This is a genomic window from Streptomyces sp. Rer75, assembly GCF_013414305.1.
Taxonomy (GTDB): Bacteria; Actinomycetota; Actinomycetes; order Streptomycetales; family Streptomycetaceae; genus Streptomyces; species Streptomyces himastatinicus.
Window position 1 is genome coordinate 10,433,610 of sequence record NZ_CP058693.1, and the last position, 26,122, is coordinate 10,459,731.

The 26,122-nt window shown below is 67.6% G+C and carries 21 protein-coding genes and 5 pseudogenes; 13 read left to right on the plus strand and 13 right to left on the minus strand.

Annotated features, from left to right (window positions below; all coding sequences use genetic code 11):
- Positions 1-137: 137 nt before the first annotated feature.
- Together HYQ63_RS45520 and HYQ63_RS43730 are read left to right on the plus strand one after the other, a co-directional pair.
- A pseudogene (locus HYQ63_RS45520) lies at positions 138-1,030 on the plus strand (IS5 family transposase); the annotation flags it as partial.
- Positions 1,031-1,094: 64 nt separating this feature from the next.
- Positions 1,095-1,235 carry a hypothetical protein gene (locus HYQ63_RS43730; RefSeq protein WP_179931912.1) on the plus strand — a complete coding sequence of 47 codons (141 nt, stop codon included), beginning with the start codon at positions 1,095-1,097 and terminating at the stop codon, positions 1,233-1,235.
- Between the two features lie 31 nt (positions 1,236-1,266).
- On the opposite strand, the gene HYQ63_RS43735 is transcribed toward HYQ63_RS43730, so the two are convergent.
- On the minus strand, positions 1,267-1,452 hold the full coding sequence (locus HYQ63_RS43735; protein WP_179931913.1) for a hypothetical protein: 186 nt from the start codon (positions 1,450-1,452) through the stop codon (positions 1,267-1,269).
- Between the two features lie 80 nt (positions 1,453-1,532).
- The gene (locus HYQ63_RS43740; protein ID WP_179939558.1) at positions 1,533-1,886 is read right to left on the minus strand and encodes a VOC family protein; all 354 of its coding nucleotides are present in this window, start codon (positions 1,884-1,886) and stop codon (positions 1,533-1,535) included.
- A 247-nt stretch (positions 1,887-2,133) separates the two neighbouring features.
- Here HYQ63_RS43740 and HYQ63_RS43745 point away from each other — a divergent pair, with 247 nt between their 5' ends.
- Positions 2,134-2,601, plus strand: coding sequence for a hypothetical protein (locus tag HYQ63_RS43745; RefSeq protein ID WP_179939559.1), 468 nt, complete (start codon positions 2,134-2,136; stop codon positions 2,599-2,601).
- 57 nt (positions 2,602-2,658) lie between these two features.
- Here HYQ63_RS43745 and HYQ63_RS43750 read toward each other — a convergent pair.
- Positions 2,659-3,469: pseudogene (locus HYQ63_RS43750) on the minus strand (transposase family protein).
- A 311-nt stretch (positions 3,470-3,780) separates the two neighbouring features.
- Here HYQ63_RS43750 and HYQ63_RS43755 point away from each other — a divergent pair.
- From HYQ63_RS43755 to HYQ63_RS43775, 4 genes and pseudogenes are all read left to right on the plus strand, one after another.
- Positions 3,781-4,911, plus strand: a pseudogene (locus HYQ63_RS43755) (transposase); the annotation flags it as partial.
- Between the two features lie 629 nt (positions 4,912-5,540).
- Positions 5,541-6,116: a hypothetical protein gene (locus HYQ63_RS43765; RefSeq protein ID WP_179939560.1), complete on the plus strand. Its 576-nt coding sequence runs from the start codon at positions 5,541-5,543 to the stop codon at positions 6,114-6,116.
- A gap of 356 nt (positions 6,117-6,472) precedes the next feature.
- On the plus strand, positions 6,473-7,222 hold the full coding sequence (locus tag HYQ63_RS43770) for a lipopolysaccharide kinase InaA family protein (protein WP_179939561.1): 750 nt from the start codon (positions 6,473-6,475) through the stop codon (positions 7,220-7,222).
- 381 nt (positions 7,223-7,603) lie between these two features.
- Entirely contained in the window at positions 7,604-8,656 is a 1,053-nt protein-coding gene (locus tag HYQ63_RS43775; RefSeq protein WP_179939562.1) for an acyl-CoA desaturase, read from the plus strand.
- Between the two features lie 330 nt (positions 8,657-8,986).
- On the opposite strand, the gene HYQ63_RS43780 is transcribed toward HYQ63_RS43775, so the two are convergent.
- Complete coding sequence (locus tag HYQ63_RS43780) at positions 8,987-9,469, minus strand: Lrp/AsnC family transcriptional regulator (protein WP_179939563.1); 483 nt, start codon at positions 9,467-9,469, stop codon at positions 8,987-8,989.
- A gap of 94 nt (positions 9,470-9,563) precedes the next feature.
- Here HYQ63_RS43780 and HYQ63_RS43785 point away from each other — a divergent pair, with 94 nt between their 5' ends.
- On the plus strand, positions 9,564-10,037 hold the full coding sequence (locus HYQ63_RS43785; protein WP_179939564.1) for a rhodanese-like domain-containing protein: 474 nt from the start codon (positions 9,564-9,566) through the stop codon (positions 10,035-10,037).
- Positions 10,038-10,052: 15 nt separating this feature from the next.
- On the opposite strand, the pseudogene HYQ63_RS43790 reads toward HYQ63_RS43785, so the two are convergent.
- Positions 10,053-10,934: pseudogene (locus tag HYQ63_RS43790) on the minus strand (IS5 family transposase).
- 175 nt (positions 10,935-11,109) lie between these two features.
- Between HYQ63_RS43790 and HYQ63_RS43795 the strand changes: the two are divergent.
- The gene (locus HYQ63_RS43795; RefSeq protein ID WP_179939565.1) at positions 11,110-12,063 is read left to right on the plus strand and encodes an IS481 family transposase; all 954 of its coding nucleotides are present in this window, start codon (positions 11,110-11,112) and stop codon (positions 12,061-12,063) included.
- Between the two features lie 21 nt (positions 12,064-12,084).
- On the opposite strand, the gene HYQ63_RS43800 is transcribed toward HYQ63_RS43795, so the two are convergent.
- Positions 12,085-12,959 (minus strand): IS5 family transposase gene (locus HYQ63_RS43800; RefSeq protein WP_179939566.1). Its coding sequence is split into 2 segments (ribosomal slippage): positions 12,085-12,612 and positions 12,615-12,959, totalling 873 coding nucleotides; the frame shifts between segments, so codons are not numbered across the junction.
- Positions 12,960-13,362: 403 nt separating this feature from the next.
- Between HYQ63_RS43800 and HYQ63_RS43805 the strand changes: the two genes are divergently transcribed.
- On the plus strand, positions 13,363-14,562 hold the full coding sequence (locus HYQ63_RS43805) for a serine hydrolase (RefSeq protein WP_256982437.1): 1,200 nt from the start codon (positions 13,363-13,365) through the stop codon (positions 14,560-14,562).
- 350 nt (positions 14,563-14,912) lie between these two features.
- On the opposite strand, the gene HYQ63_RS43810 is transcribed toward HYQ63_RS43805, so the two are convergent.
- The 3 genes from HYQ63_RS43810 to HYQ63_RS43820 all read right to left on the minus strand — a co-directional run bounded on the left by HYQ63_RS43810 (position 14,913) and on the right by HYQ63_RS43820 (position 17,329).
- Complete coding sequence (locus HYQ63_RS43810; protein WP_179932026.1) at positions 14,913-15,767, minus strand: arylamine N-acetyltransferase; 855 nt, start codon at positions 15,765-15,767, stop codon at positions 14,913-14,915.
- 1,047 nt (positions 15,768-16,814) lie between these two features.
- The gene (locus HYQ63_RS43815) at positions 16,815-17,132 is read right to left on the minus strand and encodes an integrase core domain-containing protein (RefSeq protein ID WP_179939567.1); all 318 of its coding nucleotides are present in this window, start codon (positions 17,130-17,132) and stop codon (positions 16,815-16,817) included.
- A gap of 2 nt (positions 17,133-17,134) precedes the next feature.
- A complete protein-coding gene (locus HYQ63_RS43820) occupies positions 17,135-17,329 on the minus strand; it encodes a DDE-type integrase/transposase/recombinase (protein WP_257232714.1) in 195 nt (64 codons plus the stop codon).
- Between the two features lie 53 nt (positions 17,330-17,382).
- Here HYQ63_RS43820 and HYQ63_RS43825 point away from each other — a divergent pair.
- A pseudogene (locus HYQ63_RS43825) lies at positions 17,383-17,721 on the plus strand (integrase core domain-containing protein); the annotation flags it as partial.
- A 234-nt stretch (positions 17,722-17,955) separates the two neighbouring features.
- Here the strand turns inward: HYQ63_RS43825 and HYQ63_RS43830 are convergent.
- From HYQ63_RS43830 to HYQ63_RS43840, 3 genes are read right to left on the minus strand one after another with little or no spacing between them, the layout of a single operon-like run.
- Positions 17,956-18,798: a class I SAM-dependent methyltransferase gene (locus HYQ63_RS43830; protein WP_179939570.1), complete on the minus strand. Its 843-nt coding sequence runs from the start codon at positions 18,796-18,798 to the stop codon at positions 17,956-17,958.
- Positions 18,795-21,005: a cytochrome P450 gene (locus HYQ63_RS43835; protein WP_179939571.1), complete on the minus strand. Its 2,211-nt coding sequence runs from the start codon at positions 21,003-21,005 to the stop codon at positions 18,795-18,797. Before HYQ63_RS43835 ends, HYQ63_RS43830 begins: the two co-directional genes overlap by 4 nt.
- A gap of 11 nt (positions 21,006-21,016) precedes the next feature.
- Positions 21,017-21,157 (minus strand): EF-hand domain-containing protein, encoded by a 141-nt coding sequence (locus HYQ63_RS43840; RefSeq protein WP_179932022.1) that lies wholly within the window; start codon positions 21,155-21,157, stop codon positions 21,017-21,019.
- Positions 21,158-22,175: 1,018 nt separating this feature from the next.
- On the opposite strand from HYQ63_RS43840, the gene HYQ63_RS43845 reads away from it, so the two are divergent.
- The gene (locus tag HYQ63_RS43845; protein ID WP_179939572.1) at positions 22,176-22,577 is read left to right on the plus strand and encodes a hypothetical protein; all 402 of its coding nucleotides are present in this window, start codon (positions 22,176-22,178) and stop codon (positions 22,575-22,577) included.
- Positions 22,578-22,800: 223 nt separating this feature from the next.
- On the opposite strand, the gene HYQ63_RS43850 is transcribed toward HYQ63_RS43845, so the two are convergent.
- The gene (locus tag HYQ63_RS43850) at positions 22,801-25,320 is read right to left on the minus strand and encodes a DEAD/DEAH box helicase (protein ID WP_179941163.1); all 2,520 of its coding nucleotides are present in this window, start codon (positions 25,318-25,320) and stop codon (positions 22,801-22,803) included.
- Between the two features lie 114 nt (positions 25,321-25,434).
- On the opposite strand from HYQ63_RS43850, the gene HYQ63_RS43855 reads away from it, so the two are divergent.
- Positions 25,435-25,815 (plus strand): hypothetical protein, encoded by a 381-nt coding sequence (locus HYQ63_RS43855; protein WP_179932021.1) that lies wholly within the window; start codon positions 25,435-25,437, stop codon positions 25,813-25,815.
- The last annotated feature ends 307 nt before the right edge of the window (positions 25,816-26,122 follow it).

A 26,122-nucleotide genomic window follows, 5' to 3' on the forward strand; every position in this document is an offset into this window, starting at 1 on the left:
CCAGCTTTTCCCGGCGCCCGGCATCCGGATCCGACGCGAATACCTGCCGCCCCTTCGCCGACGGGTGCCCTGGTGCCACGCTTCGCCGAGCTCGGCGGCAACCAGGTAGTCACGCCGTGGGGGCCTGAAACGCCTTCATGCCCGGGAAGCATCAGCTGGTCGTTGGTCCGGGTGTGCCGTTGACTGATGCGCAGTGGGCGCGGATTGAGCCGCTGCTCCCCGACCGGACGCCGAAGCGGGGTGGCCGCTGGCGGGACCATCGTGAGGTGATCGACGCGATCGCCTTCAAGTTTCAGACTGGTACCCAGTGGGTTCATTTGCCGGAGGAGTATGGCAACTGGCGAGGCGTCTACAACCGGCTGCGGATGTGGGCCGTCGATGGCACCTGGGAGCGGGTGTTCACCGCTCTGGTGGCCCAGGCCGACGCGGACGAGGACCTGAGCTGGGCCGTTTCGGTGGATTCCACGATCGTGCGGGCTCACCAGCACGCGGCCGGGGCCCGCAAAAGGGGGCCCCGGCCAGCGAGCCGGACGACCATGCCATCGGCCGGTCCCGCGGCGGACTGACCACGAAGATCCACCTTGTCGCCGACAATCGCTGTCGGCCGCTGGTCTTCCATCTCACCGCCGGACAGGCAGGCGACGCGCCCGCCTTCATGGAAGTGATGGCACGCCTGCGCGTTCCCCGCCGCCGTGGACGGCCCCGCACCAGGCCGGACATAGTCCTGGCCGACAAGGTGTATTCCTCCCGCGCGATCCGCAGCCACTTGCGCCAGCGCGGTATCCGGACGGTGATCCCCGTCCCGGCCGACCAGCGACGTCACCGACTGCGGCGGGGAAGCCGGGGCGGCAGGCCACCGGCCTTCGACTCTGCACGATTCCGCCGCGGCGAAGGAAGTCCTCTTCCGCCTCCGGCTGATGCACCCCGAGATCACGATCGTCTGGGCCGACCGCGCCTACGCGGGCAAGCTCGTGACCTGGGCCAACGACACCTCAACCTCACCACCAAGACTGTCAGCCGTCCCAAGGACATGTCTGGGTTCGTCCTCCTGCCCCGCAGGTGGGTCGTTGAGAGATCGCTGGCCTGGATCATGCATGGCCCGCCGTCACGCCCGCGACTACGAACGGCTCATCCAGCACTCCGAGAGCCTGATCACCTGGGCCGCCATCACCCTCATGACCAGGCGCCTCACGCGGCGCCGTCAGGCGAAGCCGACACCGCCCCCGTCAGCATAGGCAACCTGATCAGAGCGCTCCCGACTGTCACCTAACGCCGAGCCGTCGGGAAAATGATCCCGAGGATTCCGCCTACGCCGCTGCCGAGCACCAGGCCGATCGCCATGTTGTCGAAGACGGACAGCCCGAGCATGATCCCAATCGGGATGCCTATCATCGTGCCTACAAAAAACCCTCTGGCAGGAAACGGCGTTCCGTCTTCTTCACTGTTTGTCACCCGCTCATTGTGCCGAACACAATGAGAAGCGGGCCCGTCACCGTCCCGATATGGCCAACCTTCCGCAAGCAGGTACTCAGTTACTGGCGCCGCTGGCCAAGGACACAGAACTCGTTACCTTCGGGGTCTGCCAGTACAACCCACGATTGATCACCCTGGCCAATGTCAACACGCCGTGCACCATGAGCCACGAGACGGGCCACCTCGGCGTCCTGATCATCTGGCACGAAGTCGAGATGCAGTCGGCTCTTGGCCTTCTTGGGCTCCTCAAGGAGGACGAACTCCAACCCCGGCAGGCGATCCGGCTCCGGGCGGATCGCGAACTCCACATCAGAGGTGTGCACCACAACCCAACCAAGAGCCTCGGCCCACCACTGCCCCAGGGCCGCCGGATCTGCCGAGTGAACAATGACATGTTGCCATTTCAAGGTCATCCGCCGAGCTTAGACCTCCCAGGGCTTCGAAAACAGGCACTGAGGTTTTCTCAATGGTGATCACTTCCAGATTGCGTTGAGGTCCAGAGCGGGGCGGGGTCTCTCGCCGTTACGGCTGGGTCTGATGGTGACGCGCTGCAGGGCTCGCCAGGATTGCTTGAGCTCCGCGGCGGTGCGCTCGCGCAGGGCGCGGAGGCTAGCGTATGAGGCCTTTGACGATGCCGGTGCCCACGCAGAAAATGGCGTCGTGACTGATCTCTACGCGGTACGGGTGCTAGCCGTCGATCCACCGCGCCGCCGCATACAACTGCGGGTAACTGCCATCAACCCGGACGTATGGCACGCTCCGCTGCCCGACGATGCGAGCTTCTTCCTCAGTGACCTGGAAGACGATGAGGCCATACTGGACCTTCTTGTTGACGAGGACGACGGGGTGGATGACGACTTCGTCGAGAGTGTGGAGCGGACTGCGACGCGCAACTACCCCTTCACGGCGGAGGCCGAGAAACGGGTGTTTGAAAGCGGCAGAGGATTTCCCTGGGAGGATGAAGGGTCGTTCAACGAGATGTCCCCCGAATCCGCCGCGGCCCTGGTCCGCTGCGAGGAGATACGCGTAGGGGCCGATTACGACGTGGTGGTCACCGATTCCCGGGTGATCGAGCATCTGGAAGCCGGCGACTGGTGGCGCACCACCGCTTACCCCGGTGCAGACTGACGCGGCGAAGCCGACGGGCAGCATAGGCGTCAGGCAGTGACGTTTTCCCAGTGGTGATCATTTCCAGATCGCGTTGAGTGCGAGGGCGGCGCGGGCGATGTCCCCGATCCGGCTGGGGCTGATGGTGACGCGCTGCAGGGCTCGCCAGCGCTGTTTGAGTTCGGCGGCTGCGCGTTCTCCGAGTGCTCGGATGCCTCTGATCAGGTTGTTCGTGGTTCGTGTGTCGGCGTGCAGGGCTTGTTCCGACTGGCCTTTCGGACGGCGGATTGGGACGAGGATGCCGATGCCGGCGCCGATGTAGCCCTTGTCGGCGAGGGTGGGCAGACCGTCAGCCGCCGCCTTGTAGAGGGCGGGGAATGCGTGGAGGCGGGGCGGCGGTGATGTCGGGGGTGGATCCGGGTTCGGTGTCGGAGATCCATAGCGGGGTGCCGTCAGGGGCGGCCAGGAACTGTACGTTGCCGCCGAACGCCTTGTGCTTCTGGCTGAACCAGAGGTCGTTGCCGTTCTCGCGGAGACCGGCGACGCGGTCGGAGGCGATCAGCGTGCCATCGAGGATCACGTGGGTCATGCCCTCGCCTCGGCAGCGGCCGAGAACCTCGTGCAGGTCCGGCGCCTGGCCAGCGAGGACGTCGATGCCTTCGTGGAGGTAGCGGTAGCCGGTTGCCTGGGAGATGCCAGCGTCGCGGGCGAGGCAGTGCACGCAGCTGCGTTCGCGGAACCAGCGCAGGACCAGCACTGCTTGGCGGTACGGGCCCAAGGCGCGTGAGTTCCTCGGAGTCCCGATCCGGCGGCGATGGGCGGCCAGCAGACGGGCGAGGTATTCCACGACGTGGCGGGGGACGTCGAGCGTAGCAACATAGGTGACCAACGTGGGCCTCTGGCTTTTCGCAGCGGACGATCTTGTGTGTGTGGGGGGGGGGGGAACCGTCCTACCAGGGGTCCAACGCCTGTCTTGCAGCCGGGGCTTCCCCGACCCCGCCCGCCCAACTCATGTTTTCCACAGGTCCGTTGGTCACTTCACTGAGAAAACGTCACTGAGCTTGTTCTTTATGCTCTGACCTCGAACGATGCCCCGAACGTGATCGCTCATACGGGGATTCCAGGGACGTGAACACGGCCTCCGTCTGATCCTGTGCTCCGACCAAAGAGGCACTTGACCAGTACGAAGGCCGTGGGGGAATGAGTCTGCTGCATCACGATGCCCGGCGCGAAGCGTTCGCGGTGGCATCACACTTCCGGGACGACTTCTTCGACTGCCTGACCGTGCGCGGGGACACGTTGTTCGAGCTGACCGACGCGGTGCTGTGCGCGGACGGGCCGGTGACCACGCCGGTGGATCTGACCCTGACGGCCGAGCACCGGCGTGGGCACGGCTCGATGTACGACGCGCTGAACCGGGGCCACGTGGATGTGCCGAGGCTGCGGCAGGTGCTGGCAGGGCTGCCGCAGCCCGAAGCCGCCGACGGGCGCCTGGTCCTGGCGGTGGACGTCACCCACTGGCTCCGGCCGGACGCGCCGACCAGCGCGGATCGCTTGTTCTGCCACGTCTACGGCCGCAGCGGACGCTCCTCGGACCGGTTCGTGCCCGGCTGGCCCTACTCGTTCGTCGCCGCGCTGGAGTCGGGCCGGACCTCGTGGTGTCAGATCCTGGACGCGCTGCGGCTGGGGCCGGCCGACGATGTCGCCGAGGTTACTGCTGCCCAGGTCCGCCGTGTGGTCGAGGACCTCATCGCCCTCGTCTGACCACCCGCTCCGCATGGATCGACCACACCGGAGAACTCCCCCTCATCGAGGGCACGTTGATCCGCCTGGAGATCGACCGCCTGCCCGGCGGCCACGATCCGCTCCCCGTCTGGCTATGGACGTCGGCCACCGACGTGCCGGGCGAGGGCGTCGATCTGCGCTGGCAGGCGTTTCTGCGCAGATTCGACCTGGAACACACCTTCCGGATGATCAAGCAGACGCTGGGCTGGACCCGCCCGAAGCTCCGCGCCCCCCGACGCGGCGGACCGGTGGACATGGCTCATCGTCGCGGCCCACACCCAACTCCACCTCGCCCGGCCGCTGGCCGCGGACCTCCGCCGCCCCTGGGAGAAACCGGCCGAACCCGACCGGCTCACCCCCGCCCGGGGCCGCCGGGGGTTCAGAAACCTCCGCCCGAACCTGCCCTGCCCGGCCCGTGCACCCAAACCCAACCGGCCTGGCCCCGGCAGGCCACTCGGCTCGAAGAACCGGCACCCCGCCACCCGCTACGACGTGGGCAAGACCACCAGACGCCCCGAAAGCATCACCGAACGCGATCAGCTCAGAGGCGGAACACGACTTCAGAACGGAACAGCCAGACCGGCCTCGCGCAATCGGAAGCAGTGCCCTGCCCATGCACTCGGCGACCGAGGCGCCGTCGGCCCTCATCCCACCGTCCAGCGGCCCACCAGAAGCGGCAAATGTCCACGCCGGCTGACCGTCACGCATGCGCTCCGCGTCGACCCGGATCATGGACCGACCCCTTGCTCGCCAAGCCACTCCAGGATGGACAGCGTCACGTCCTCGACGCCGCTGTCCAGGTCCACCTTGGGCAGCCGCCCCATCCCCTTGGCCATGGCCATGGCCACAACCCTACTCAGCATCTGATCGGGTCGCGTCACGCACTCTCAAGGCGGCTCGGACCATAAAGAACAAGCTGAGTACCTGTGTCAGAACCTCGTAACGCGTGCCTGGGCATCCAGCGCGGTGGCGGCCCGCCCTCGACCGGCCCCGGCGGTGGCCGGGGCGAGGAAGGAGGTGATAGGTGCCAGGGTGGCCTCCGGAAGGGGGATTGCGCGCTATCCGGGTCGAGTTCAGGTACTTTCGCTAAAGATTCCAGGCGATTACAACCTCCCGGCCCTCATGACCCGTCAAGACGTACGTACCAACTCACTTCGATATTCCGGAGGTTGGAGATGCGACGTTTGGGAACCGCGATCGCGGCGATCGTGCTGGCGGGCGCCGGACTGGCGGGCACGGCGGGGGCGGCCCAGGCCGCGACCACGGGCACGTCGGTGGCGTGCGCGACCGGCTGGGGCAGTGGCGAGAAGACGGAGTCGTTCAGCAGCGCGAAGCCGCTGGTCAACATCAGAACCGGTCAGCACGAGTGCTACGACCGCATGGTCTTCGACATCAAGGGCGCGACGGCCGCCGACAAGGCGTTCGTCTGGGCCGGTTACGTCGACACCATGTACCAGAACGGCTCCGGTGACCCGATCCCGGTCAACGGCGGCGCGATCCTGGAGATCCACGTGGGCGCGGCCAGCTACTCGCAGAGCGGGGGTACGACGTATCCCGGCAAGGTCGGCGAGCAGTTCCCGGGGGTGGACGTGTCGGGTTACAAGACTTTCCAGGACACTCGCTTCGGCAGCAGTTTCGAGGGCGAGACCCAGGTCGGGGTGGGGGTGCGGGCGCGGCTGCCGTTCCGCGTCTTCCAGTCGGACGGCAAGGTGACCGTGGACGTGGCCCACTCCTGGAACGCCGCGAGCTGAGCCCGGACACCGTGACGGCCCGCGGCGGCGGGCCGTGACGGCCGGGCATGAACGAGCCGGCCACGAGGCGGCGCCGCCCGCGGGTGGCGCCGCCTCGTGCGTCACTCGCTTGGCGGGCGGTCAGCGCAGCCGGGCGTCGACCGCGGTCGGGTCGAAGAGGGCGTCGGCGACCATGTAGGCCGCGCCGGTGACGCCCGCGCGGGTGCCCAGCGGTGAGAAGCTGTTTCTCAGCCCTGCGGGAGGTGCCGCCGGTACTCTGGTGGCGGGCGTCTCCAGAGCGTCTTGGTGGCCACCGAAGCGGGGCCCGGGGCAAAGTGACCGCGGTGGATTTGGCCAGCACGTCTCCAAGGGGCTGTGTGCTCAAGGAGGGCCGACGTCACGGCGAGACCGACTGGGACGGACAGGACGGCCGGGCGCGGGTGCGCACCGAGGCCATGGCCCTGCGCGAACTGGCCGCCGCTGGTGTCCACGTGCCGGTAGTTTACGAGGAGTTCGACGAGCAGCGGCACGCCTGCCTCGCCGTCGAGGATGACGGTGAGCGAACCTTGGAGGAACTGGTCCGCGTGGAGCGGCTGCTTTCTGTGCGCGGCGCGCTGCTCCTGTCAGCCGGGGTTGCGCGTCTGGTGGCCGAGGTGCATGAGGCTGGCTGGGCGTGGCGTGACTGCAAGCCGCGCAACGTGGTGGTGGGCGATCACGGTGTGCTGCGCCGGATCGACTTCGAGGGCGGCTGCTCCATCGGCGTCCGAGGGCTCTCCCCGTGGGGGAGCGAGGGGTACGCGTCTCCGGAGTGGCTCGACCCGGCCGCCGACCAGTCCTCGTGCGACCTGTTTGCGCTCGGAGTCAGTTGTTACCAGGTGCTCGTGGGGACACGCTCGTTTGGCGCGACGTCAAGTCTCCGCGAGCGGAGCTTCAACCTGCAACAGACTGCGGACTTGATCGAGGAGAACACCAACGCCTTCCACCTCGGCCTGGTCCCCTATGACAGCGACGACGCGTCTGTGAACCTCGCACGGCTCACGGTCAAGGTCGAAGGGCTGCGGGTGGAGCAGTGCAGGCGCGAACAGCAGCTGGATCAGCCACACGAAGGCAACAACGATCCGGCCTGAAGCCCGGCAATCTTCGACCGGAGACCGGAGCTTCCCTGGCTGACTGTCCACCTGACTGCCGCCGTGCGGTACCCGTTCTTGCACCGCGTGCTCCCGTGAGCGCCCTATGCCGCCCAGTCGAGCCCGAGGGCGGCGAGCTGCTGCACCACCAGCACCGCGGTCGGCACGGAGCGGTGATCATGGTGCGGTGCCGCAGGAGCGGTTCTTCCGGTGTGGTGGTCGTCTGGAGGCCGGGGCGGAGGTGTCGCTGGCCCCCCTTCGGGATCCTGGGGCTGGCCCCCGTGCGGCCGGGGTGTTGACGCCATGGTGCCGCATGGCCTCCGGCCCGTACGTTTAAGCAGGTCAGAGCATTGCTAGCCGATTCACCGACCGGAGTCCTCCATGTCTCAGACCGCCACGCCGTCTGTGTCCACCGCACCCGTCGGCGTCACCGCGCAGCAGGGGAGTGAGTTCACTGCCCTGCTGCGGAAGGTCAGGGGACAGGGGCTGCTGGAACGTCGCAAGGGCTGGTACGCGCGGATGATCACCGTGAACCTCCTCGCCCTGGCCGCCGTGGTGACGGGGTTCGTCCTCGCCGGGGACACCTGGTGGACGCTGCTGCTCGCCGCGCCGCTCGCCGTGTTGTCCGCCCGCACTGCCTACGTCGGCCACGACGCCGGGCACGCCCAGATCGCCGCTGGCCGCCGGGCGAACCGCGCCATCGGACTCCTCCACGGCAATCTGCTCCTGGGCATGAGCTACGCGTGGTGGAACGACAAGCACAACCGGCACCACGCCAACCCCAACCACATCGAGAAGGACCCGGACGTCGGAGCCGGCGCACTCGTGTGGACCGCGGAACAGGCCGCTGTGCGCCGAGGATTCGCCCGCTGGGTCACTCGCCACCAGGCCTGGCTGTTCTTCCCGATGCTGCTGCTCGAAGGCATCGCCCTGAAGGTGAGCAGTGTCCAGGACCTGCGGCGGCAGCCGGTGCGCGAGCGGGCCGTCGAGGGCGCGCTGCTGGCGCTGCACGCGGCCGGTTACGGTGCCCTGCTGCTGACCTGCCTGCCGGTGGGCAAGGCGGTTGCGTTCGCACTGCTCCATCAGGCGCTCTTCGGGCTCAACCTGGGCATGGCCTTCGCGCCCAACCACAAGGGCATGGACATGCCCGACCCGGAGGGCGAGCGCTGGGGCCATCTGCGCCGCCAGGTCCTGACCTCGCGGAACGTCCGGGGCGGGCCGGTCACGGACTGGCTCCTGGGCGGGCTGAACTACCAGATCGAGCACCACCTCTTCCCGAACATGCCCAGGCCCCACCTCAGGCTCGTACAGCCTCTGGTCCGGGAACACTGCCGCAACCTCGGGCTCCCTTACGCCGAGACCGGGCTGCTCGACTCCTACCGGCAAGGGCTGCGGCACATGCACACGGTCGGCGGTGCGGCCCGGCCAGAATGAGAGCGCCGTCGGCCGCGGGGCCACGGGGCCGGCCTGGGCCTTCCCGTAAACCACGCCCATGGCTCCCTGCCCGGCGCCGCAAGCCGAAGCGGTAGCGTCCAGTCGCTCCTCCTGACTCTCCCGCTCGCCTCGCGTCACTTGCGCGCCTTCTCCGCCACCTGCACAACGTTCAGGCCATGGCCCAGTCGAGACAGCACGCGGCCGGGAGCGACCGTGACTACTCCGTTGATTGTGTCGGTGGGAAGCAGCAGCGTGTGATGGTGAGTTCCGGGAACGCTTGAGGGGCTCGGCCGCAGAAATGTCGGCGAGTTTTAGGGCCTGTCTGATGGGTCAGTCGCCGGACCCGCCGGACGGTTCCTGGGACACGACCGTCGTTATCGAGCGGCTTGGAAGCGGGCTGGAGTAGACGACGCTCGTGGTGACGGAGCCCAGAGCGGCGATGCGGCCCGTGGTGCGTTCCAGGTCGCGCATCGAGCGAGCGACAACCTTGAGGACGAAGCAGTCCTCGCCCGTTACATGGTGGGCCTCCACGATCTCGGGTGTGGTGTCGAGCAGGTCGTGGAACGGCTTGTAGTTGCCAGTGGGGTAGCGGAGGCGGACGAAAGCAAGGATGTCGAGCCCCAGGGCCTCGGGGCTCACGACGGCGGAGTAGCCGGAGACGACCCCGCACTCCTCCAGCCGTCGGACTCGTTCAGTGACGGCGCTCGGCGACATGGAGACGCTACGGGCCAACTCGGCATAGCTGGCACGCCCGTTGCGTTGCAGGGCTTCCAGGATGCGCATATCGGTAGCGTCAAGGGGATCAGCGGCCATAGCCGATAATTACCACGGAGTCCACGGCGAAGGGCGAGTAGGGCCGTGGATCGTGGGTTCTGGGGGAAGGGGCGGGGAGCATAGCGTCCAGGGCATGACCAAGACCCGGATCAGCGCCGCCCTTCGGGTGCCGCCGGCGGCACCCGCCGAGGCGACCGCCTTCTTCACCGCACGCCTCGCCTTCCAGGCAGATGTGTCCGATGTCCATGCCTCGCTGGAGTCCGGCGACCCGGGCTTCGTGCTCGTCGACTCCCGGGGAGATGCCGCGTGGACGCAAGGGCATGTGCCGGGTGCGGTGCACCTGCCCACCGCCGAGATCCCGGAGCGCGCCGCGAGCCTGTTGGATCCGGCGGTTCCGATCATCACGTACTGCTGGGGGCCCGGCTGTGACGGCGCGACCCGTGCTGCGCTCGCCCTTGCCCAGCTCGGCTATCGCGTCAAGGAGATGATCGGCGGGATCGAGTACTGGATCCGCGAAGGGCTACCCGTCGAGGGGGCGGACGGGGTTGAACGGCGGGCGGTCGACCCGTTGACGGCACCGGTCGGGTCCGCCCTCTGCGCTTGCTAGGGACTCTCCGGCGAGTCACGCTCGCAGCCAGAGGCGGACCGCGGCGACGGTGACAGTGCCTTGAAACACGTAGGCTCTCTTGTCATATCTGGTTGCCACAGCCCGGAAGTCCTTGAGGGCATTGACTGTCCGCTCGACTTCGTTCCTGCGCGCGTACAACTCCCGGTTGAAGCCAGCGGGCCTGCCCCCCGCGCTGCCGCGGTTGCGGCGGTGGGTCCGCTGGTCGCGACGTTCGGGGATGGTGTGTCGGATCTGACATCATCGCAAGTAACGACGGTTGCGGCGTGACGAATACGCTTTGTCGGCGCTCAGGCAGTCGGGGCGGGTACGCGGGTGCCCGCCAGCAGGTCTCGGCACACGTAGCCGTTCAAGAACGGGGATCATCTGCGGGCCGTCGCCCCACTGGCCCGGGGTGATCAGCAAGGCCAGTGGTCGCCGGCCGCCCTCACTGGCTAGATGGATCTTCGTCGTCAGGCCGCCTCGGGATCGCCCCAGGGCCTCATCCGGGCGGTGCCAGGCGGGGCGGGTTCGCTTGCCCGGGACTCGTGGGACACGTTTGCGGGCGCCGGCCGCATGTTGGTGAGCACGGCAGACGGTCGAGTCCACACCGACCATGGACCAGTCGATCCGTCCCTCCGCGTCGGCGCCGGCCTGAAGGGACCGTAGGATCTTCTCCCAGGTTCCGTCCGCCGACCACCTGCGATGGCGGTCATACACCGTCTGCCACTTGCCGAACCGGGTCGGCAGATCCCGCCACGGAATCCCCGTCCGTAGCCGGAACAGAATCCCGTTGATCACTTTGCGGTGGCACTTCCACCGCCCGCCCCGCCCGATGTTCCTCGGGAGATGCGGCACCAGTCGGGCCCACTCCGCATCCGATAGGTCACCCCGCCCCACAGGGCCGAGAACGATCCGCGATGCGGATTGTCACCGACCCGTCGGACACGGCCTAGGTGTGCTGTCCGGGGACGTTGGTGACGGGCGACGCGCCGTGAGTGGTGCTTGAACGAGGCGAGGGCCTCTGGTTTCGGTGTGGATTGCGACATCTGTACCGGCACGCAGGAGGCCCTCGTTGATCCACCGTAACGCCCCGCTGACTCCGACCGGCAGGCTGCGTCTGGCCCGCTGTGTCGTCCAGGACGGCTGGCCGCTGCGCCAGGCCGCCGAACGGTTTCAGGTCAGCCATACCACCGCAGCCCGCTGGGCCGGACGCTACCGCCGCCACGGGGCAGCGGGTCTGCAGGACCGTTCCAGCCGCCCCCATCACTCACCCCGCCGGACACCCGCCGGTGTGGAGGAGCGGGTGCTGCGGATGCGCCGTGAACACCGGATCGGCCCGCTGCGGCTGGCCGCCCGTTCTGGCGTCGCCGCCTCCACCGCTCACCGCATCCTTCAACGCCACGGCCTGCCGCCGCTGGCCGCGCTGGACCGGGCCACCGGCGAACCCGTCCGCCGCTACGAACGCTCCCGCCCCGGCGAGCTGGTCCACATCGACGTCAAGAAACTCGGCCGCATCCCCGACGGCGGCGGCCACAAAACCCTGGGCCGGGCAGCCGCCCGCAAGAACAAGAACGGGACCGGCTATGCCTTCCTGCACACCGCGCTGGATGACCACTCCCGCCTGGCCTACACCGAGAACCTGCCCGACGAGAAGGCCCCCACCTGCGCGGCCTTCCTGGCCCGCGCCGCCGCCTGGTTCGCGGTCCAGGACGTGACCGTCGAACGGGTGCTGACCGACAACGCCTGGGCCTACAGTAAGAACACCTGGCGGCAGACCTGCCGTGACCTGGGCATCAGCCCCCGCTGGACCCGCCCCTGGCGCCCGCAGACGAACGGGAAGGTCGAACGCTTCCACCGCACCCTGCTCGATGAATGGGCCTACCAGCGGCCCTACACATCAGAAGCCGAACGCCAGGCCGCGTTTCCCGACTGGCTGGACTGGTACAACTTCCACCGACCCCACACCGGAATCAGCGGCCACACCCCAGCCAGCCGCATCACCAACCTCTCCGGACAACACACCTAGGGCGTGTTTCGAAAGTGCTGGTCACAGCCATTCGTTGATGGCCGCGACCAGCACGGTCGCCTCATAGCGGACGGCGAGCTTGTCGTACCTCGTCGCCACCGCGCGGTGGCGCTTGAGGCGATTGATTCCGCACTCCACCGCGTGGCGCTCTTTGTAGTCGGCAGCGTCGAACTGCGGTGGCCGGCCACCGCAGGAACCGCGCTTCTTGCGGTTGGCGGTCTGGTCGCGCTTCTCCGGGATCGTGCAGCGGATGCCGCGCTTGCGCAGGTAGGCGCGGTTCGCGCGGGAGCCGTACGCCTTGTCGGCGCGAACCTTGTCCGGCCGGGTACGCGGACGGCCCGGCCCGAGCCGAGGCACCCGGATACGGCCCAGGACCACCTGGAACTGCAGGGAGTCACCGCGCTGTCTGGCCGTGATCACCAGCGACATCGGCTTCTGGGCCTGCTCGACCGCCAGGTGCAACTTGGTGGTCAGCCCACCCCGGGAGCGTCCGAGACCGTGGTCGTCCGGCTCGGTGAACAGACCACCGGGCGGCTCGATCTGCAGATCCCCTTTTTGCGGGCACCGGCCGCATGCTGGTGGGCGCGGGCGATGGTGGAGTCCACCGAGACGTCCCAGGTGATCAGTCCCTCGGCATCGGCCCGGGCCTGCAGTTGCTCGAAGATGCGGTGCCAGGTGCCGTCCCGCTGCCAGCGGCGGAACAGTCTGTACACCGTCCCCCATGGGCCGTACCGCTCGGGCACGTCCCGCCACGGAGCACCGGCGCGGGTGCGCCAGCGTATGCCGTCTATCAGCTGCCGCTTGGTGTGTACCGGCGGTCGTCCGGACTTCTTCCCAGCAGGGAGCAGGGGCTCTAGCTTCGCCCACTGCGCATTCGTCAGATCGTGCCTCCCCATGAAGTGGATCTTGACACACCAAGATCCACTTCTGAAAACGCCCTAAGCCGCACAACCAGCCGCGTCCGCGGCTTGACAATCGCATAGGGAGGTTCCTGAAACACGAGATCCGCCAGAGCTAAAGGGCTCTATGTCTTCTGAGGAGTCAGTTGTCGCACCTCAGTGATGAGTCAATGACCGTCGCGGTCTCTCCTCTTCCGACGGGCAGATGGCTGCCTTCGAAGCTGTACTTGGCCTCACTCAGGGGGTCAGCACCACTACCAAGCGGGGGTTACCCCCATTACCTGCCGTGCCTCCACTGCGTAGCGTGATCGTCGTTCCCAGTTCTGTTCGATTCGATGGAGGAATAGCGACAATGAGGTGCAGGCTTCGTCGGCGGGGTGGTCAGCAAGGGAAGCGCCTCGTGGCCCTGGCGACGGTCACCGCGGCGATTGTTTCGGGGATGATGGTGTCGGGAAGTGGGCCGGCCGTCGCGCACGCAGTGGTGGAGCCATCCGTTCGCAGTGCCACCGCGTCACTGCGAAGTGACCTCGAGAAATATCTGGACGCTCAGGGCACTAAGGATCATTTCTCAGCGGTCTCCCTTCGGGTGACCTATGCCGATCAGCGACCTGATATCTCGGTCGATGCGGGGACGTCCCGCTACGGCGGTGGTCGACCGGTGAACAGCAAGGCGCTGTGGCAGATAGGCAGCAACACCAAGGCGTTCACGTCCGTGCTGCTGCTTCAACTGGAGGCCGAAGGAAAGCTGTCCATACGGGACAAGCTGGGAAAGTGGCTTCCCCAGTATCCGGCGTGGCGCGATGTCACCATCAAGCAACTGCTGTCGATGACCAGCGGCATCCCCAGCTACACCGAGCAGAATGCGTTCCTGAAGGATTTCGACGCCAATCCCTCCACGCGCTTCACGCTGGAGCGCCTGATGTCCTATGTGGAGGGCCTGCCACTGGGTCCCGCGAAGTACGAGTACTCGAATACGAACTACCTCCTCGCGCAGATGATTGTCGAACGAGCGTCGCACGATACTTACCATGAGCGGCTCGCCGAGCGCATCATCGAACCTCTCGGAATGAACGACACCTGCCTCCCCCCGGACTGCCCTCCGGACACGGCCTCGCGCATGCCGACGCCGTACTCCACCCATTCCGTCCTGCCGAAGCATCTCAACAAGTCACTTCCTCGGCTCCGCCTGTCCTGGGCGCAGGGGGCGGGTGGCCTGGTGAGTTCACTGAGAGACATGACGGCTTGGGACAGGGCGCTGTACAGCGGTCGACTGCTGCCCTCAGCGCAGCAGCGCGAGCTGGAGTCCCTGGTCTCGGCGAAGACGAGTAAGCCCATCAAGAGCGTCACGGCCGACGATCCCATCGGTTTCGGGCTCGGTGTCGTGAAGTTCGTCCATCCTGTGGCCGGGACGGTCTGGGCCTATGAGGGGGCCACTTTTGGAAACCGGGTGCTGCACATGTACTTCCCGAAGACTGGCATGATCATCGCCATTGCTGTCAACAGCGCCGTTGGCGAAGGGGACACGCTGCCCGACCTCGCCGGTACCGTCTACAAGACTCTTTCGGCGCAGAAGGCACAGGCTCTCCCACGGCACCAGTAGCCCCGGAGCCAGCTGCGTGACTTCCAGGTAGCTGCACTGCGAGGTCTGAGCTCCCTTCTTCCTGAGCTTGGCCTTTAACGTCGCAGGTCACTCGGCCTGCTGAGGCCCCGGGAATCGGCAGGCCGTGATGCGGCCATTCTTCGCGGTGGCGACGAGGTACGACGAGCTCGCCGTCCGCTATGAGGCGACCGTGCTGGTCGCGGCCATCAACGAATGGCTGTGACCAGCACTTTCGAAACACGCCCTAAGGGCGGTCGGGGACCGCCCTCGCGTCTGCGGCTCAGACAGCCTCTGGTGGTGTCAGGTTCTGCGGGATCGCTTCCCGCTACCTTCTCTTGGTGCTTGTGCACTCAGGCGCCGTTCGCCGCCAGGTCCGTCAGTTTGGTCTCCAGCAGGGCGGCGTCCTCGTCGTTGATCACGATGCCGAAGACGTCGTCCAGCAGCTTGCGCACCTCTTCGGCGCCTACTGTCTGGGTCTCGGGTGGGATGCTGCCGTCCGCCAACTGTGTGGTCCAGGTCAGCCCGTCGAGAATGTGCAGCCGGTCGGGGAGGATCCGCTGGATGAACGGACGGGTGACGAACGGGGAGCGGTCGTTGGAGTCGACGAAGTGGTTCCCGACGGCGAAGTCGATCGGGTACTGCGGGTTGAGGGTCGTCGCGTGCCGGCTCAGCCACCCCTCGGGGCTGTCACCGCTCCGCTGGTACACGGCCCATCCGTCGGCGCCGGGGGTGATCTCTTCATGTTGCACGCGGTATTCCCACGCGCCGGTGGTGAGTGCGGCGCCGTCCGCCAGCTCGATCGGCTCGAACAGGCTCGCCCCGAAGCCCACGTCGCACAGCCAGCGGCGCCCCTCCAGCTCGACGACGAGCATGGCGTGTGTCGCCGGAAGGATCTTGTCGGAGCCCATCCGTATCCGGCCGGAGACGGCGGTGAAGCGGTAGCCCAGTGCTTCCAGGACGGCGGCGAAGAGGGTCACGTGCTCATAGCAGTAGCCGCCGCGCCCCCGGTGCAACAGCTTGTCCTGGATGGTTGCCAGGTCCAGCGCCACGTGGCCGTGCAGGAAGGCGTCGAGGTTCTCCCAGCCTATGGAGAGGACGTGCGCCCGCTGCAGGGTTCGGAGGGTGCCCAGGGTCGGTGTGCAGTCGCCGTCGTACCCGATGTGTGCGAGATAGGCGTCGAGGTCGAGCTCTTCGCTGTGCCACACGGCGGTCTCCTTCCGTCGCACGCCTGGGTGCGCGCGTACCCGTACCGCCTCCGGGGCGGATCTCTGTCAGCGGTCGCCGACGGCCGCCCATACGCCAACATGCGGCCCCACGGCCGCATTCCTCCGCGACGCGCGTTCAGCTCGACTTCTTCTTGTTTTTCCGTTGTCCCAGCTCCTGCTCGCCCGTCACCAGCCAGGTCGCTGCACCTGCACCAGGGTGCTGTCGCCGCCCAGCTGGCGGGTGAGGGTACGGGTGACCGCGCCGACCGGCGCCCTCTGGGGAGACTCCGCAGGTCAGCGGGTTGCCGCTTCGGGGCGTCCCGAGGATTTGGACATGACGTGAGACTGAACGGCTGGACACTGCGTGAGGCACCGCGAGAAGCCGCAGGGCACGGCGTCGTCATGGGACACGAGCCACGAGACCCTACAGGTGACTGTGGGATCTCAGATTCCGTGGCCGAATCTCACGACCCATGGCCGCTCGGTGGCCGATCGGCCACGAATCCGAGACGCCTACCGCCTCTACACCGCCCGCTGGTCACTGGCCGACCTCACCTCCGACCGCCGACGCCCACCCACCACCGCCCCGACCGGCAGCCACCGGCCGACCCGAGCGCACCCGCCGCGCCCCGGCCTCCGGGCCTGGGGCCGGGGGAGTGGGAGATACCCCGCGTGCCGTTGCAGTACGAACGGGCCGTCCTCGCCGGAGCTGCGGTCCGCGAGAAGTCGCGCTCCACCGTCGCCACACGCGGCCGGGCGCACGACGTCGTCGCGCACCAGCAGGCGGCGATGCTCGAGCAGCTGCTCGCGCCCGAGCCGACCGACCCCCGAGCACGACGACCAGGAGCAGGAGCCCGGCCGACAGGAGGCGGTCGACCTGACGGCGCTGCGGGCCCTGCGGGAGTCCCGCACCGACGTGGAAGCCCTCGATCTCACAGCCGAGCGGCTGCGCCGCCTCGGGGACGCCTTCACCACAGCGGCCGACCGGGCCCGCGCCACGATGGACCGCTACGCCCACCGTGTCAATCCCCGTAGCGTGGAGACGATCTATGCGGCCAGTCCCTCTGCGAGGGTGGCCCGGTACTCGCGTTCGTAGTCGATCGGGCTTTTGAACCCGTATACGCTGTGTAGCCGCCTGGTGTTGTAGAAGTCGGTGATCCAGGTGGCGATCTTGATGCGGGCCTCGGTGCGGGTGCGGAAGGTGTGACGATGGACGTACTCGACCTTGAGCACGCTGTTGAACGCCTCGCTCACGGCGTTGTCGAAGCAAGATCCAACTCTGCCCATCGACTGCACGATGCCCAGCTTGCGGCAGGCCCGCTTGAACTTCCGGGAGCAGTATTCGCTGCCCCTGTCGGTGTGCATGATCACGCCGCGGGCGTCGCCGCCCGGGTGGCCGCGGCCATGTTGAGTGAGGCCACCACCAGCTCGGCGTCGTGCCGGGCGCCCATCGCGTAGCCGAGCAGCCGACGGGAGAACAGATCGATCACCGTTGCCAGGTAGAGCTTGCCCTCGCCGGTGTCGATCTCGGTCATGTCGCCCGCCCAGGTCCGGCCCTCGATGCCCTGGACATGGCCCTATGGCGCCGCGACCGGGCCGGAACCCTGTCGGACCAGGGCTGATTCATCATTCCGACGCGGGCAGTCAATACACGTCGTTCGCCTTCGCCGCCCACCTCCTCGACGCCGGCATCGACGCCTCGATCGGCACAGTCGGCGACGCCCTGGACAACGCACTCATGGAGTCCCGGATCGGCCTCTACAAAACGGAGCTGATCAAGCCCCGCAAGCCCTGGCACGGCCTCGCTGACGTCGAACTCGCCACCACGGAATGGGTCGACTGGTTCAACAACCAGCGCCTCCACACCGCCATCGGCGACATCCCGCCCCACGAACACGAGACCAACTACTACGCTCAACACCAGCCCCAACCGGCAGCTGGAGTCAACGCATAAAGCCTCCACCGATCCCGGAGCGGTTCATCACCGGACGCCTCTTACCCCCTCGTCGCAAATGTTCCAATCCTCGCGTCGTCAAGCGCAAGGTGTCCAACTTCGGGGTCAAACGAGACGAGCACTTCGCCTGGCCGCAGCCCACCCGCTCCGCAGCAGACGCCGTCACCATCGCTCCACGCTGGCGCACCGCCCCGAGCAACCCAGCAATCAGAGCAAGAGCCACGACCACTTAAGTCACTGGTGTTGAGGCTGAGCACGTCGCGCCCATGCGGAAACTGTTGCCAGGCAGGCGTCAAGAAAGGTGGGGGAGGTGACGAGGACTTCGAGTTCTACCGCCTCGTCGGGAGTGAGCAGGTTCCGTTCGAGGAGCGCGGGGCGGATCTGGTTGAAGGTGGCTTGCCACAGCTGGTGGGACGGGCTGTGGTCACCGACGGTCCCGACACCGATGTGCAGTCCGGGCTGGGTGAGTCCGGCCTGGAGGAGGGGGGTGGGCTGGGTCCTCGGCCAGCGCAAGTCGGTTCCCAGGGTGCTGCTGAGGAGATCGGCGCTTACGAGCGCGACCTTGCGGAAGAGCGGGTGGGGTGAAGACTGGGCGGGGAAGACGTCGGGGTCCTCCACGACGAGCCACCCACCGGGTCTGAGCCAGCGCGCGACCTTGGTCAGGATCTCCTGGCGGGCGGGGATGTGGACGAACAGGGCCCGGGCATGGATGAGGTCGAAGCTGCTCGGCGCGAAGTCGTCGCGGGTGACGTCATGGCGCAGGACATGCAGATTTCCGGGCAGGTCGCCGGAAAGGTAACCGGTGTCGATGTCGGTGGCTGTGGTGCGTCCATGGGAGCAGGTACCGGCCAGCCAGCGGGCGATGGATCCTGCTCCGGCGCCCAGCTCCAGGCAGTCCCAGCCGGGCTCAGGGTGCAGACCTCGGATGATGCGCTGGGTCGTGACGTCCCAGTCAGCCTGCAGGGTGAGGAGCCGGTCGAGTTCGGTCGTGATCCGGTGTGCGAAGACGCCCTGGGGATAGTCCTGCGACCCGCGGCGCCGTGGTTGCTCATCGGAGGAATCGGTGTGCTGGGTCATAGCCGGGCCGTGACCTTCAGGTGGGGGGTCGTCCTGCTGATGAGCCCGTGTGGGACGGGCGTGAAGCCGTCGGCCCACTGCAGTCCCGGCAAGTGGCGGAGCAGGACCGAGACGGTTTGGCCGAGAAGGCGGGCCAGGTGGGCTCCGAGGCAGAAGTGCCGGCCCGCGCCGAAGGCCAGGTGGGTGGCTGAAGCGGCGAATTCCCTGTCTATCCGCTCGGGGCGGTGGACGTCGAAACGGTCGGGGTCCGAGAAGAACTCGGGGTCACGGTTGGCGGATGCCAGCAGGCAGGCGACGGTGGAGCCGGCCGGCACGGTGCCGCTGGGTAGGTCGACGGCTTGAGCGGTCTGGCGCACGATGACGTGCGTGGGCGGGTCCCGGCGTAGCGACTCGGCCCAGGCTGCCTCCAGCAGGTCCGGGCTGTCCGCCACGGCGGTTTGCGTATCGGGGTGTTCGACGAGGTTGGTGAGGAAGAGAGCGAGGGCCTTCTCGCTGGTGTCGGCCCCGGCGGCCAGCAGAAGGCTGCACGTCCCCTGAACCTCGCGGTCGGTCAGCAGCCGACCGTCGATCTCTCTCGTGCACAGTGCCGAAAGGAGGTCGTCGCCGGGCTCGGCCCGCCGGGCGTCGATATGCGGTTCCAGGTAGGCGAAAAGGGCTTTTGAGGCGTCCAGGCCGCGCTGGAGGGTGGCCGGGTCCTGCCGGTGGTCGGCCACGAAGGACATGCCCGCGTTGTACCAGGGCCGCAGTCGCGGCGCGTCGTCGACCGGTAGGCCCAGGACAGCCGTCATGACGCGGATAGGCAGTTCCTGGCAGAACGAGGTGACCAGGTCGGTGCTGCCCTGCAGGCGGACCTCCTCAGCGGCCCGGCCGGCGAGTTCCTCGGCAGCATCGAAGGCGGCCCCGCGCAGGGCGGTCAGGGCACGGCCACGAAAGGCCGGGGACATCACCGCCCGGTGCGCGGTGTGTTCCGAGCCGTTCATCTCCAGCAGGATGCGTCCCACCATCGGACCGCTCTGCCAGGAGTAGTTGTCCGAGGTGAAGCGCGGATCGCACAGAGCGGCGCGGACGTCGCGGTAACGGCTGACCACCCATGCGTCCAAGGGCTCATCGCGCATGAGGGGAAAATGCGCACGCAGCCGCGCGTACACGGGGAAAGGGTCCCTCTCGAACTGCGTCCACATCAGACTCAGCGGAGTGCGCCGGGTGTCGACCGCCGCCACGGGCCGGCCGTGCCAGTGGTAGCGGCTGGAGGTCTGGTGCCAGGCCAGGACGTCAGCCATCGCTGCGGCCAGCACCTCGGCGAGCCGCCGGACCTCGGCCGCCTCCCCGCCCGTCCCGGGGAGCTGCGATCTCTCCTTCTCGAACGCCGAGACCCGGTCACAGATCATGTCACGGACCCCGTCGACAGCCTGCTGCCAGGAGCAGCCCCACTGGCGGTGGGCAACCTTGACCAAGTTCGCGTTCTCACCCAGCAGCAGGTCCTTCTCCAGGGAGTACAGGTCGTTCACCCAGCCCAGGACATCGCCGGCACAAGCGCGCAATCGGGAGACGCCGGCCCCCAGCACGCCGGTGTTCGGCGGCTGCAGCTCGTGCACCAACTCGATGAGGTCGAAGAGGATGTCCACGCCGAACAGATCGGCCCGGAACGCCGGATATTCCTCCAGCGTCAGCACGAGCGTGTCCGCCTGTCCCACTCGATGGCCGACCATCCGGCACTGCGCTTCCAGGTGACGACCCACGTGACCGACGAAGGCTGCTTCCTTGCCTGAGGCGAGCAGGCGACGCGTCCGCGGCAGAAGGTCCTCCGCGAGGACCTTCAGCATGGGGTCCTCATCAGCGCCGTCGGCATCATGCCGGCCACGGAGAACGCACAGCGCCCGCTGCGCGAACCGCTTCAGGACGCCGTCATCGGCCCACTGCCCGTCGTCAACCCGGTCGTCGAGCACCAGCGTCCAGACGAACCACTGCATCAGCAGCAGCGCGCGCTCCTGTTCCCCTCCTCCCGTCAACGCCAACCCGACATCCAGGATCCCGGAGGTCTCCATTCGGTCCCGCCCCCGCGGACCTACCAGCCCGTGCAGGTGACTCCACACGCATACCTCACGCACCAGGTCAAGGGCGTCATCACGGGGGAAGGCGCCCGTGAGGGGGAACGACAGATCCGGAAGGTCGAACATCACACGATCCGTGACACCACTGCTCGCCATTGGCTCCTCCGTCACCGATCCCACCAAAGCAACCAGAACTGACGTTTCACCGTCTCCAGCGCACGAACGATGGCCGTCAGATCCTGTTCGGTGAGGTAACCGTCCTGGTCGGTGTCCAGAAAGGCGAACATCCGGCGGAGCTGGGTGCTCAATATCGAGCTGTCGACGGTGGTGATGACGTGCCCTCTCCGTTCTTCGAGTCGGGGGCCTACATTGCGCGGCGACAACGGCTTTGGTGAGCCGTCCGGGTCGTGAGAGGCCGCTGGTTACCCATCGACCAGGGTGCACATGCAGCCCTGAAGCATCTTCACTCGTACCAGTGAAGATGCGGTGGCGAGTGTCTCGCTGCGATGTGCCGGTTTGGTGTCGGTGGGTTGGTGTCAGTGACGGCATGTCAGGTTGGGGTTTTTCGCTGGTGGGGTGTTGAGGATGGGCGGGCTTACTGCGGTGGAGTGGTATCTGCAGTCGGTGCGGCTGTCATGGAGCGGTACACCACTTCGGCTGACCCGACGACAGCAGGGCCGGACGAGATCATCCTGTCCGGCCCTGCTGCTCACCAGATGGAGCGGATGCAAGGCCCGAACGAGGGCGCAATCGTTCCAAGGCCGGTGTTGGTCTGGATTGGCGTCAGCGAGAGTGGAGCCAGACGCCGCCGTACGCCACGAGGGCGCCTCCGGCGGCAGTCGCTGCGCCGCGGAGCAGGTAGAGGCAGGCCTCGTGGCGAATCCGTCGTGCGCGTGCCGCCCACCGGGACGTACTGGGGGGTTTCGGTGCCGAGGTCGGACCCGTAATCTCGGTCATGGACTTGAGCTTCTGCTTCGTCGAGGATGTTCGGTCTTCTCCAGACGGCTCCCTGCCCACCAGGGGGCCGTCGCCGTTTACGGCGACGGCACTGCCGCTGTCCGCCTGTTGAGACACCACTGCGTCCGGTGGGGCGGCTGACACCAACGAAAGCACCCCGAATAGCGCGCTGACCAGCGAAAACAGTGCTTTGCTGAAGAAAGTTCTTCTGTGCTTTCACGCGGCAAACCACGCAGAGGCTTGTCTTCCCGAGGCTTTGACGGGGTCTTGTTGGGCGATGGTGGTCCCTTCTTGCTTCTGATGGGTGTCATGCCTGGTCCAAGCTAGGCTGTTCAGGTTCAAATAGGCCATAGCGAGCGGGAGTTAGGCATGCCCCAGATTCTGCGAATGCCGAGTGAGGATGAGCTCCCGCGCGGGCCCAGGAGGACCTTCGTGGGTGAGCTGTTTACCTACTTCCGCGCAGCAGGGCGCCCCTCACCGGCCAGCATCGCTGCAGCCGCCTCTCAAGGGCCTCAACCCGACCGCGTAATGGTGAGCCGTGAGACGGTCCGCAGGCTCCTCAAAGGCGAGACGACCAGCACCTGGCCCAAGGTGAGAGCGGTGCACGAGGTTCTCTGCCGTATGGCAGACCGTGACCCGACGTGGAGAAGGTTCTCTGACTCCTCCGACTACGACGAGGACAACGACACCCGCACGCTTCGTGAGTACATACGCGATCTGTGGAACGACGCTGTTGACGGTGCTGAAGTGGATGACGTTCCCCTCAGCTAGCTCCGGTTCCGGAGCTGTCACCGCCGCCCGCCCCCACGGGGGGCTGGGGAGGCAATGCGCCCTCAAGGGGGTGGGGCACTCCGCAGCACCCTCAGGACGATCCTTGGGCCACCGGAACGCCGCAAAAGAAGACCAGCAGTCAGCAGGTCTACAGCGACGAACCTCCCTTCTGAGCGCGGACGACTCGGCCTGCCCGGCACCCCTGCGACTGTGACCGCCACGGCTACGACCACCGCATGCCGATCGCGGACAGCTGCTCCACCCGCTCCGGCGACAGCGTCGCGGCCCGGCTGCGCTGGTTCCCGATCCACGCACCGAGTCGGAGCTCCCGCTCCTCCTGATGCTCGCCGTCGACACCGAGCACGATCGTCTCCACGTGCTTGCGCGGCACCTGAAGGTGCCCCTCGCGTTCGTAGAACTGCCGGGCGGCCTGGTAGTTCATCGCCCACTTGTCGGCCTGCGTACGGCGCGGCTGGGGCTTCTCGTCCTCGGCCGCGGGCTCGATCCCGAGGATCTGCTCACACATCCACTGCTGCACGGTGGTGAGCTTGTCCCACCCCAGGCGCTGCGCTCGCACCCACCGCCCCAGATCCTCACTCTGGTGCACGACCACGCCCGGCTCGGTCGGCAGCGCGCCACCGGCCTCCAGATGCTGCCGGACCAGGTGGAAGGCGCGCTGCCATCCCACGGGCCAGGCCGGGCACCATGACGGGTCGATGTCCTCCAGCTGCTCGCGGCGCTCTTCCGACAGCGCCCCGGCTGCCGACTCCACGGGCAGGCCCTCGGCACGCCGCTGCTCGTTCTCGGCAGCCTTCCGGGCGGCGGCCCGCGCGTTCTTCAGCCAGATGCCCACGCGGTACCCCTGGTGCGTGGCGTCCAGCGGCGCGAGAAGGTGCCCGTTCCGCTCGGCCCACCCGCGCGCTGCCGCGAGTCCTTCCTCCCACGCGACGTCGAAATGCGACCACACCATCCCCAGCTTCTCCAGCTGTTCGATGCGGTCGGCGTCCATGTCGCCGCGGGCGTAGAAGCGGCGGGCGTCGGCGATCCACTGCCCCAGCGGGAACGCGGCGAGCGAGACCGGCCACCCCTCGGTCTCCACCGCCCGGTCGTCACCGCCGGGCACGCGGTACGTGAATGGCACCTTCAGGTCGCCGTGCAGCCGGTTGTAAATGACGGCGGCCTCCACACCGCGCCGCCAGTGCTCGCGCTCGGGATTGAGGACCCGCAGGTTGATGAACGCCGCCAGCTGCGCCGGGTCACGCGGCGTGGAGAACTTCAACAGCGACCGCGCGGACACCGACGGCCCACCGGACCCGTTCCCCTCACCACGGCTTTCCTCGCCCTGTGTGGCCTTCTGGACGGGCTTGTAGGCGCTGGGGGCCTGCTGCTGCGCCAGAGCCTCCACGGCCCGGGCGTCGTGCGCCCTGAGTGCTTCCAGCAGCTTCGCCAGCCCGCCGAACGCCCTGCTCGTGAGCATGTTGTCGGCCGTCTCGCCCGGACCCAGCAGGACCGGCACGACCAGGCTGGCCACCTTCCCCTCGCCCGGCTGCATCCGCAACGCGCGGCCGACGGCCTGGACGAGGTCGGGCATGGAGCCGCGGACATCGGCCCAATAGACGGAGTCGCAGTGCTTGGTGTCGACGCCCTCACCCAGGACCTTCACCGAGCACAGGAAGCACTTCTCCACGACCGTGCCGTCCGCGGCGATCCCGTCGGCGAACTCGCCCAGCAGGCGCCGGCGGTAGAGCGGCTTGTGCTCCCCGCACAGCCAGTCCGCCCAGATCGTGCGCGGGTACAGCTCAGGGCCGGCGGCGTGCAGCTGCGCGGCGACGTCCGGAAGACCGGCCGCGAACGCCTCGGCCTCCTTCACCACGTGGTGAAAGACGAGCGTGCGCCGGAAGTTCTCCTCCGAGGACGCCTTCACCAACGCGGTCTGCAGAGCAGCGAGCCGCGCTCCGCGCACCTGGTCCGAGCGGCCTTCCGCGCCCAGGAGCTGGGCGGCTTGGAGCCGGGTGTCGGTGATGTCCACGCACACCACCTGGTACGGCGCACAGATCCCCCGATCGACCGCCTCCGACAGCGTCAGCGTGTACGCCCTGCTGCCGAACGGGCCGTCCGGGTCGTCCTCCATGCTCGCCACCAGCTCACCCGGCGCGCCCTCGGAGTCCTCGTCCAGCTGCCACACCCGGGGCGTGGCCGTCATGTACAAGCGACGCAGGGACGGAATGCGGGCGTTGTCGTGAACGACCGCCCACGGCTTGCCCAGCCGCCCCGACGTCCGGTGCGCCTCATCGACCACAATCAGATCCCAGCCCGGAAGACCGGCCTTGTGCGCGCGCTCCAGCGCGCCCAGCCCGAGCGAGGCGTACGTGGCGAACACCGTGACCCTGTCCAACGGGCGCACCCAGTCGACCAGTTCGGCCACGTCCGTGGTGTTGGGGAAGGAGGCTTCCTCCCCCCGCAGGGACGAGACACCGATCATCGGGCCCCGGCGGCCAGCCTCCCGCCACGCGGTCTCGGTCTGGACGAGCAGATCCAGCGACGGCACGAGCACCAGCACACGACCCGCGTAGAGCTCCTCGGAGCTGCGGGCCGCAACCCGGGTCTTGCCCGACCCGGTCGCCATGATCACCTGCGCCCGCAGCCCCCGCTCCGGCACAAGCGATCTTGCAGGCAATTCCAGAACACGGAGAACAGCGTCAATAGCCTCACGCTGAGCTGCCTCACGCTGATTACCGGTCATCATCCTTCCTTTTCTTCCGTGCCGTAAAGCCGCGTTTCGTCAGCCAGACCGTGGTGATCGAGGTGCGCCAGGAGCAGGCGGGCCAGGGGCCTGGCCGGGGTAGCTGGAGTGCAGGTGCCCGTTGGCGTCGGTGCCCTCGGTGAAGCCACACGTGGCCTGGCTGGCTCGCAGCTGCACGACGTCCTCACCCTCCCCGAGGATGCCGAGCTGGCCGGGGAAGCCGACGGCGCGAGTGAAAAAGTCATCCAGAACGCCGAACAGCTCCGGGCTCGGACGGCCCGGCTCACGATCACCCACGGCGGTGTCGGCGGCCTCCATGACGGCGGTGAGGAACCGCCCACGCGCCTCCTCCTGCTGACGCGCCTCGTTGGACAGACTCTCCTCACTCACCTCCACCACCCGGTACAGGCCCTGGTCCCCGCCACCCCGCCCGGCCGCTCCAACGCCATACGCACCTTGGCGACGGCCTCCTCCACCGACCGCCCGTACGCGTAGTTCGTCACCACAGCAGCCCCGGGGTGCGCCGGATCGGTCCGCTGCGCCCGATCCGGTAGCTGATCAGACCCGGGTGGCCTCACCGGTCTCGCGCTCCCAGTGCTCCCGCTGCGCCTGGCGCCAGCGGTGCACCTCCGGGCGCTGTCGGGGAGTAGGTCTCCACCCCGCATCGGTCATCAGGTTCCAGATGCGCCGCAGCTCGGTCCGCCGGACCGACGCCAGCCGCTCCTCGCGCTGATCAGCCTTGGCTGATCCTCATGGTTCTCCAGGTGTGAAGTGCCGTTCCAGTGCCAGTGGCGGAGTGCCG

Coding starts and splice junctions, on each gene's coding strand:
- HYQ63_RS43815 (WP_179939567.1), bottom strand. CDS start 17,132: ATGCACACCGACAGGGGCAGCGAATACTGCTCCCGGAAGTTCAAGCGG.
- HYQ63_RS43830 (WP_179939570.1), bottom strand. CDS start 18,798: ATGACCCAGCACACCGATTCCTCCGATGAGCAACCACGGCGCCGCGGG.
- HYQ63_RS43740 (WP_179939558.1), bottom strand. CDS start 1,886: ATGACCTTGAAATGGCAACATGTCATTGTTCACTCGGCAGATCCGGCG.
- HYQ63_RS43765 (WP_179939560.1), top strand. CDS start 5,541: ATGCGACGTTTGGGAACCGCGATCGCGGCGATCGTGCTGGCGGGCGCC.
- HYQ63_RS43780 (WP_179939563.1), bottom strand. CDS start 9,469: ATGGCCGCTGATCCCCTTGACGCTACCGATATGCGCATCCTGGAAGCC.
- HYQ63_RS43845 (WP_179939572.1), top strand. CDS start 22,176: ATGCCCCAGATTCTGCGAATGCCGAGTGAGGATGAGCTCCCGCGCGGG.
- HYQ63_RS43785 (WP_179939564.1), top strand. CDS start 9,564: ATGACCAAGACCCGGATCAGCGCCGCCCTTCGGGTGCCGCCGGCGGCA.
- HYQ63_RS43850 (WP_179941163.1), bottom strand. CDS start 25,320: ATGACCGGTAATCAGCGTGAGGCAGCTCAGCGTGAGGCTATTGACGCT.
- HYQ63_RS43730 (WP_179931912.1), top strand. CDS start 1,095: ATGGCCCGCCGTCACGCCCGCGACTACGAACGGCTCATCCAGCACTCC.
- HYQ63_RS43775 (WP_179939562.1), top strand. CDS start 7,604: ATGTCTCAGACCGCCACGCCGTCTGTGTCCACCGCACCCGTCGGCGTC.
- HYQ63_RS43835 (WP_179939571.1), bottom strand. CDS start 21,005: ATGGCGAGCAGTGGTGTCACGGATCGTGTGATGTTCGACCTTCCGGAT.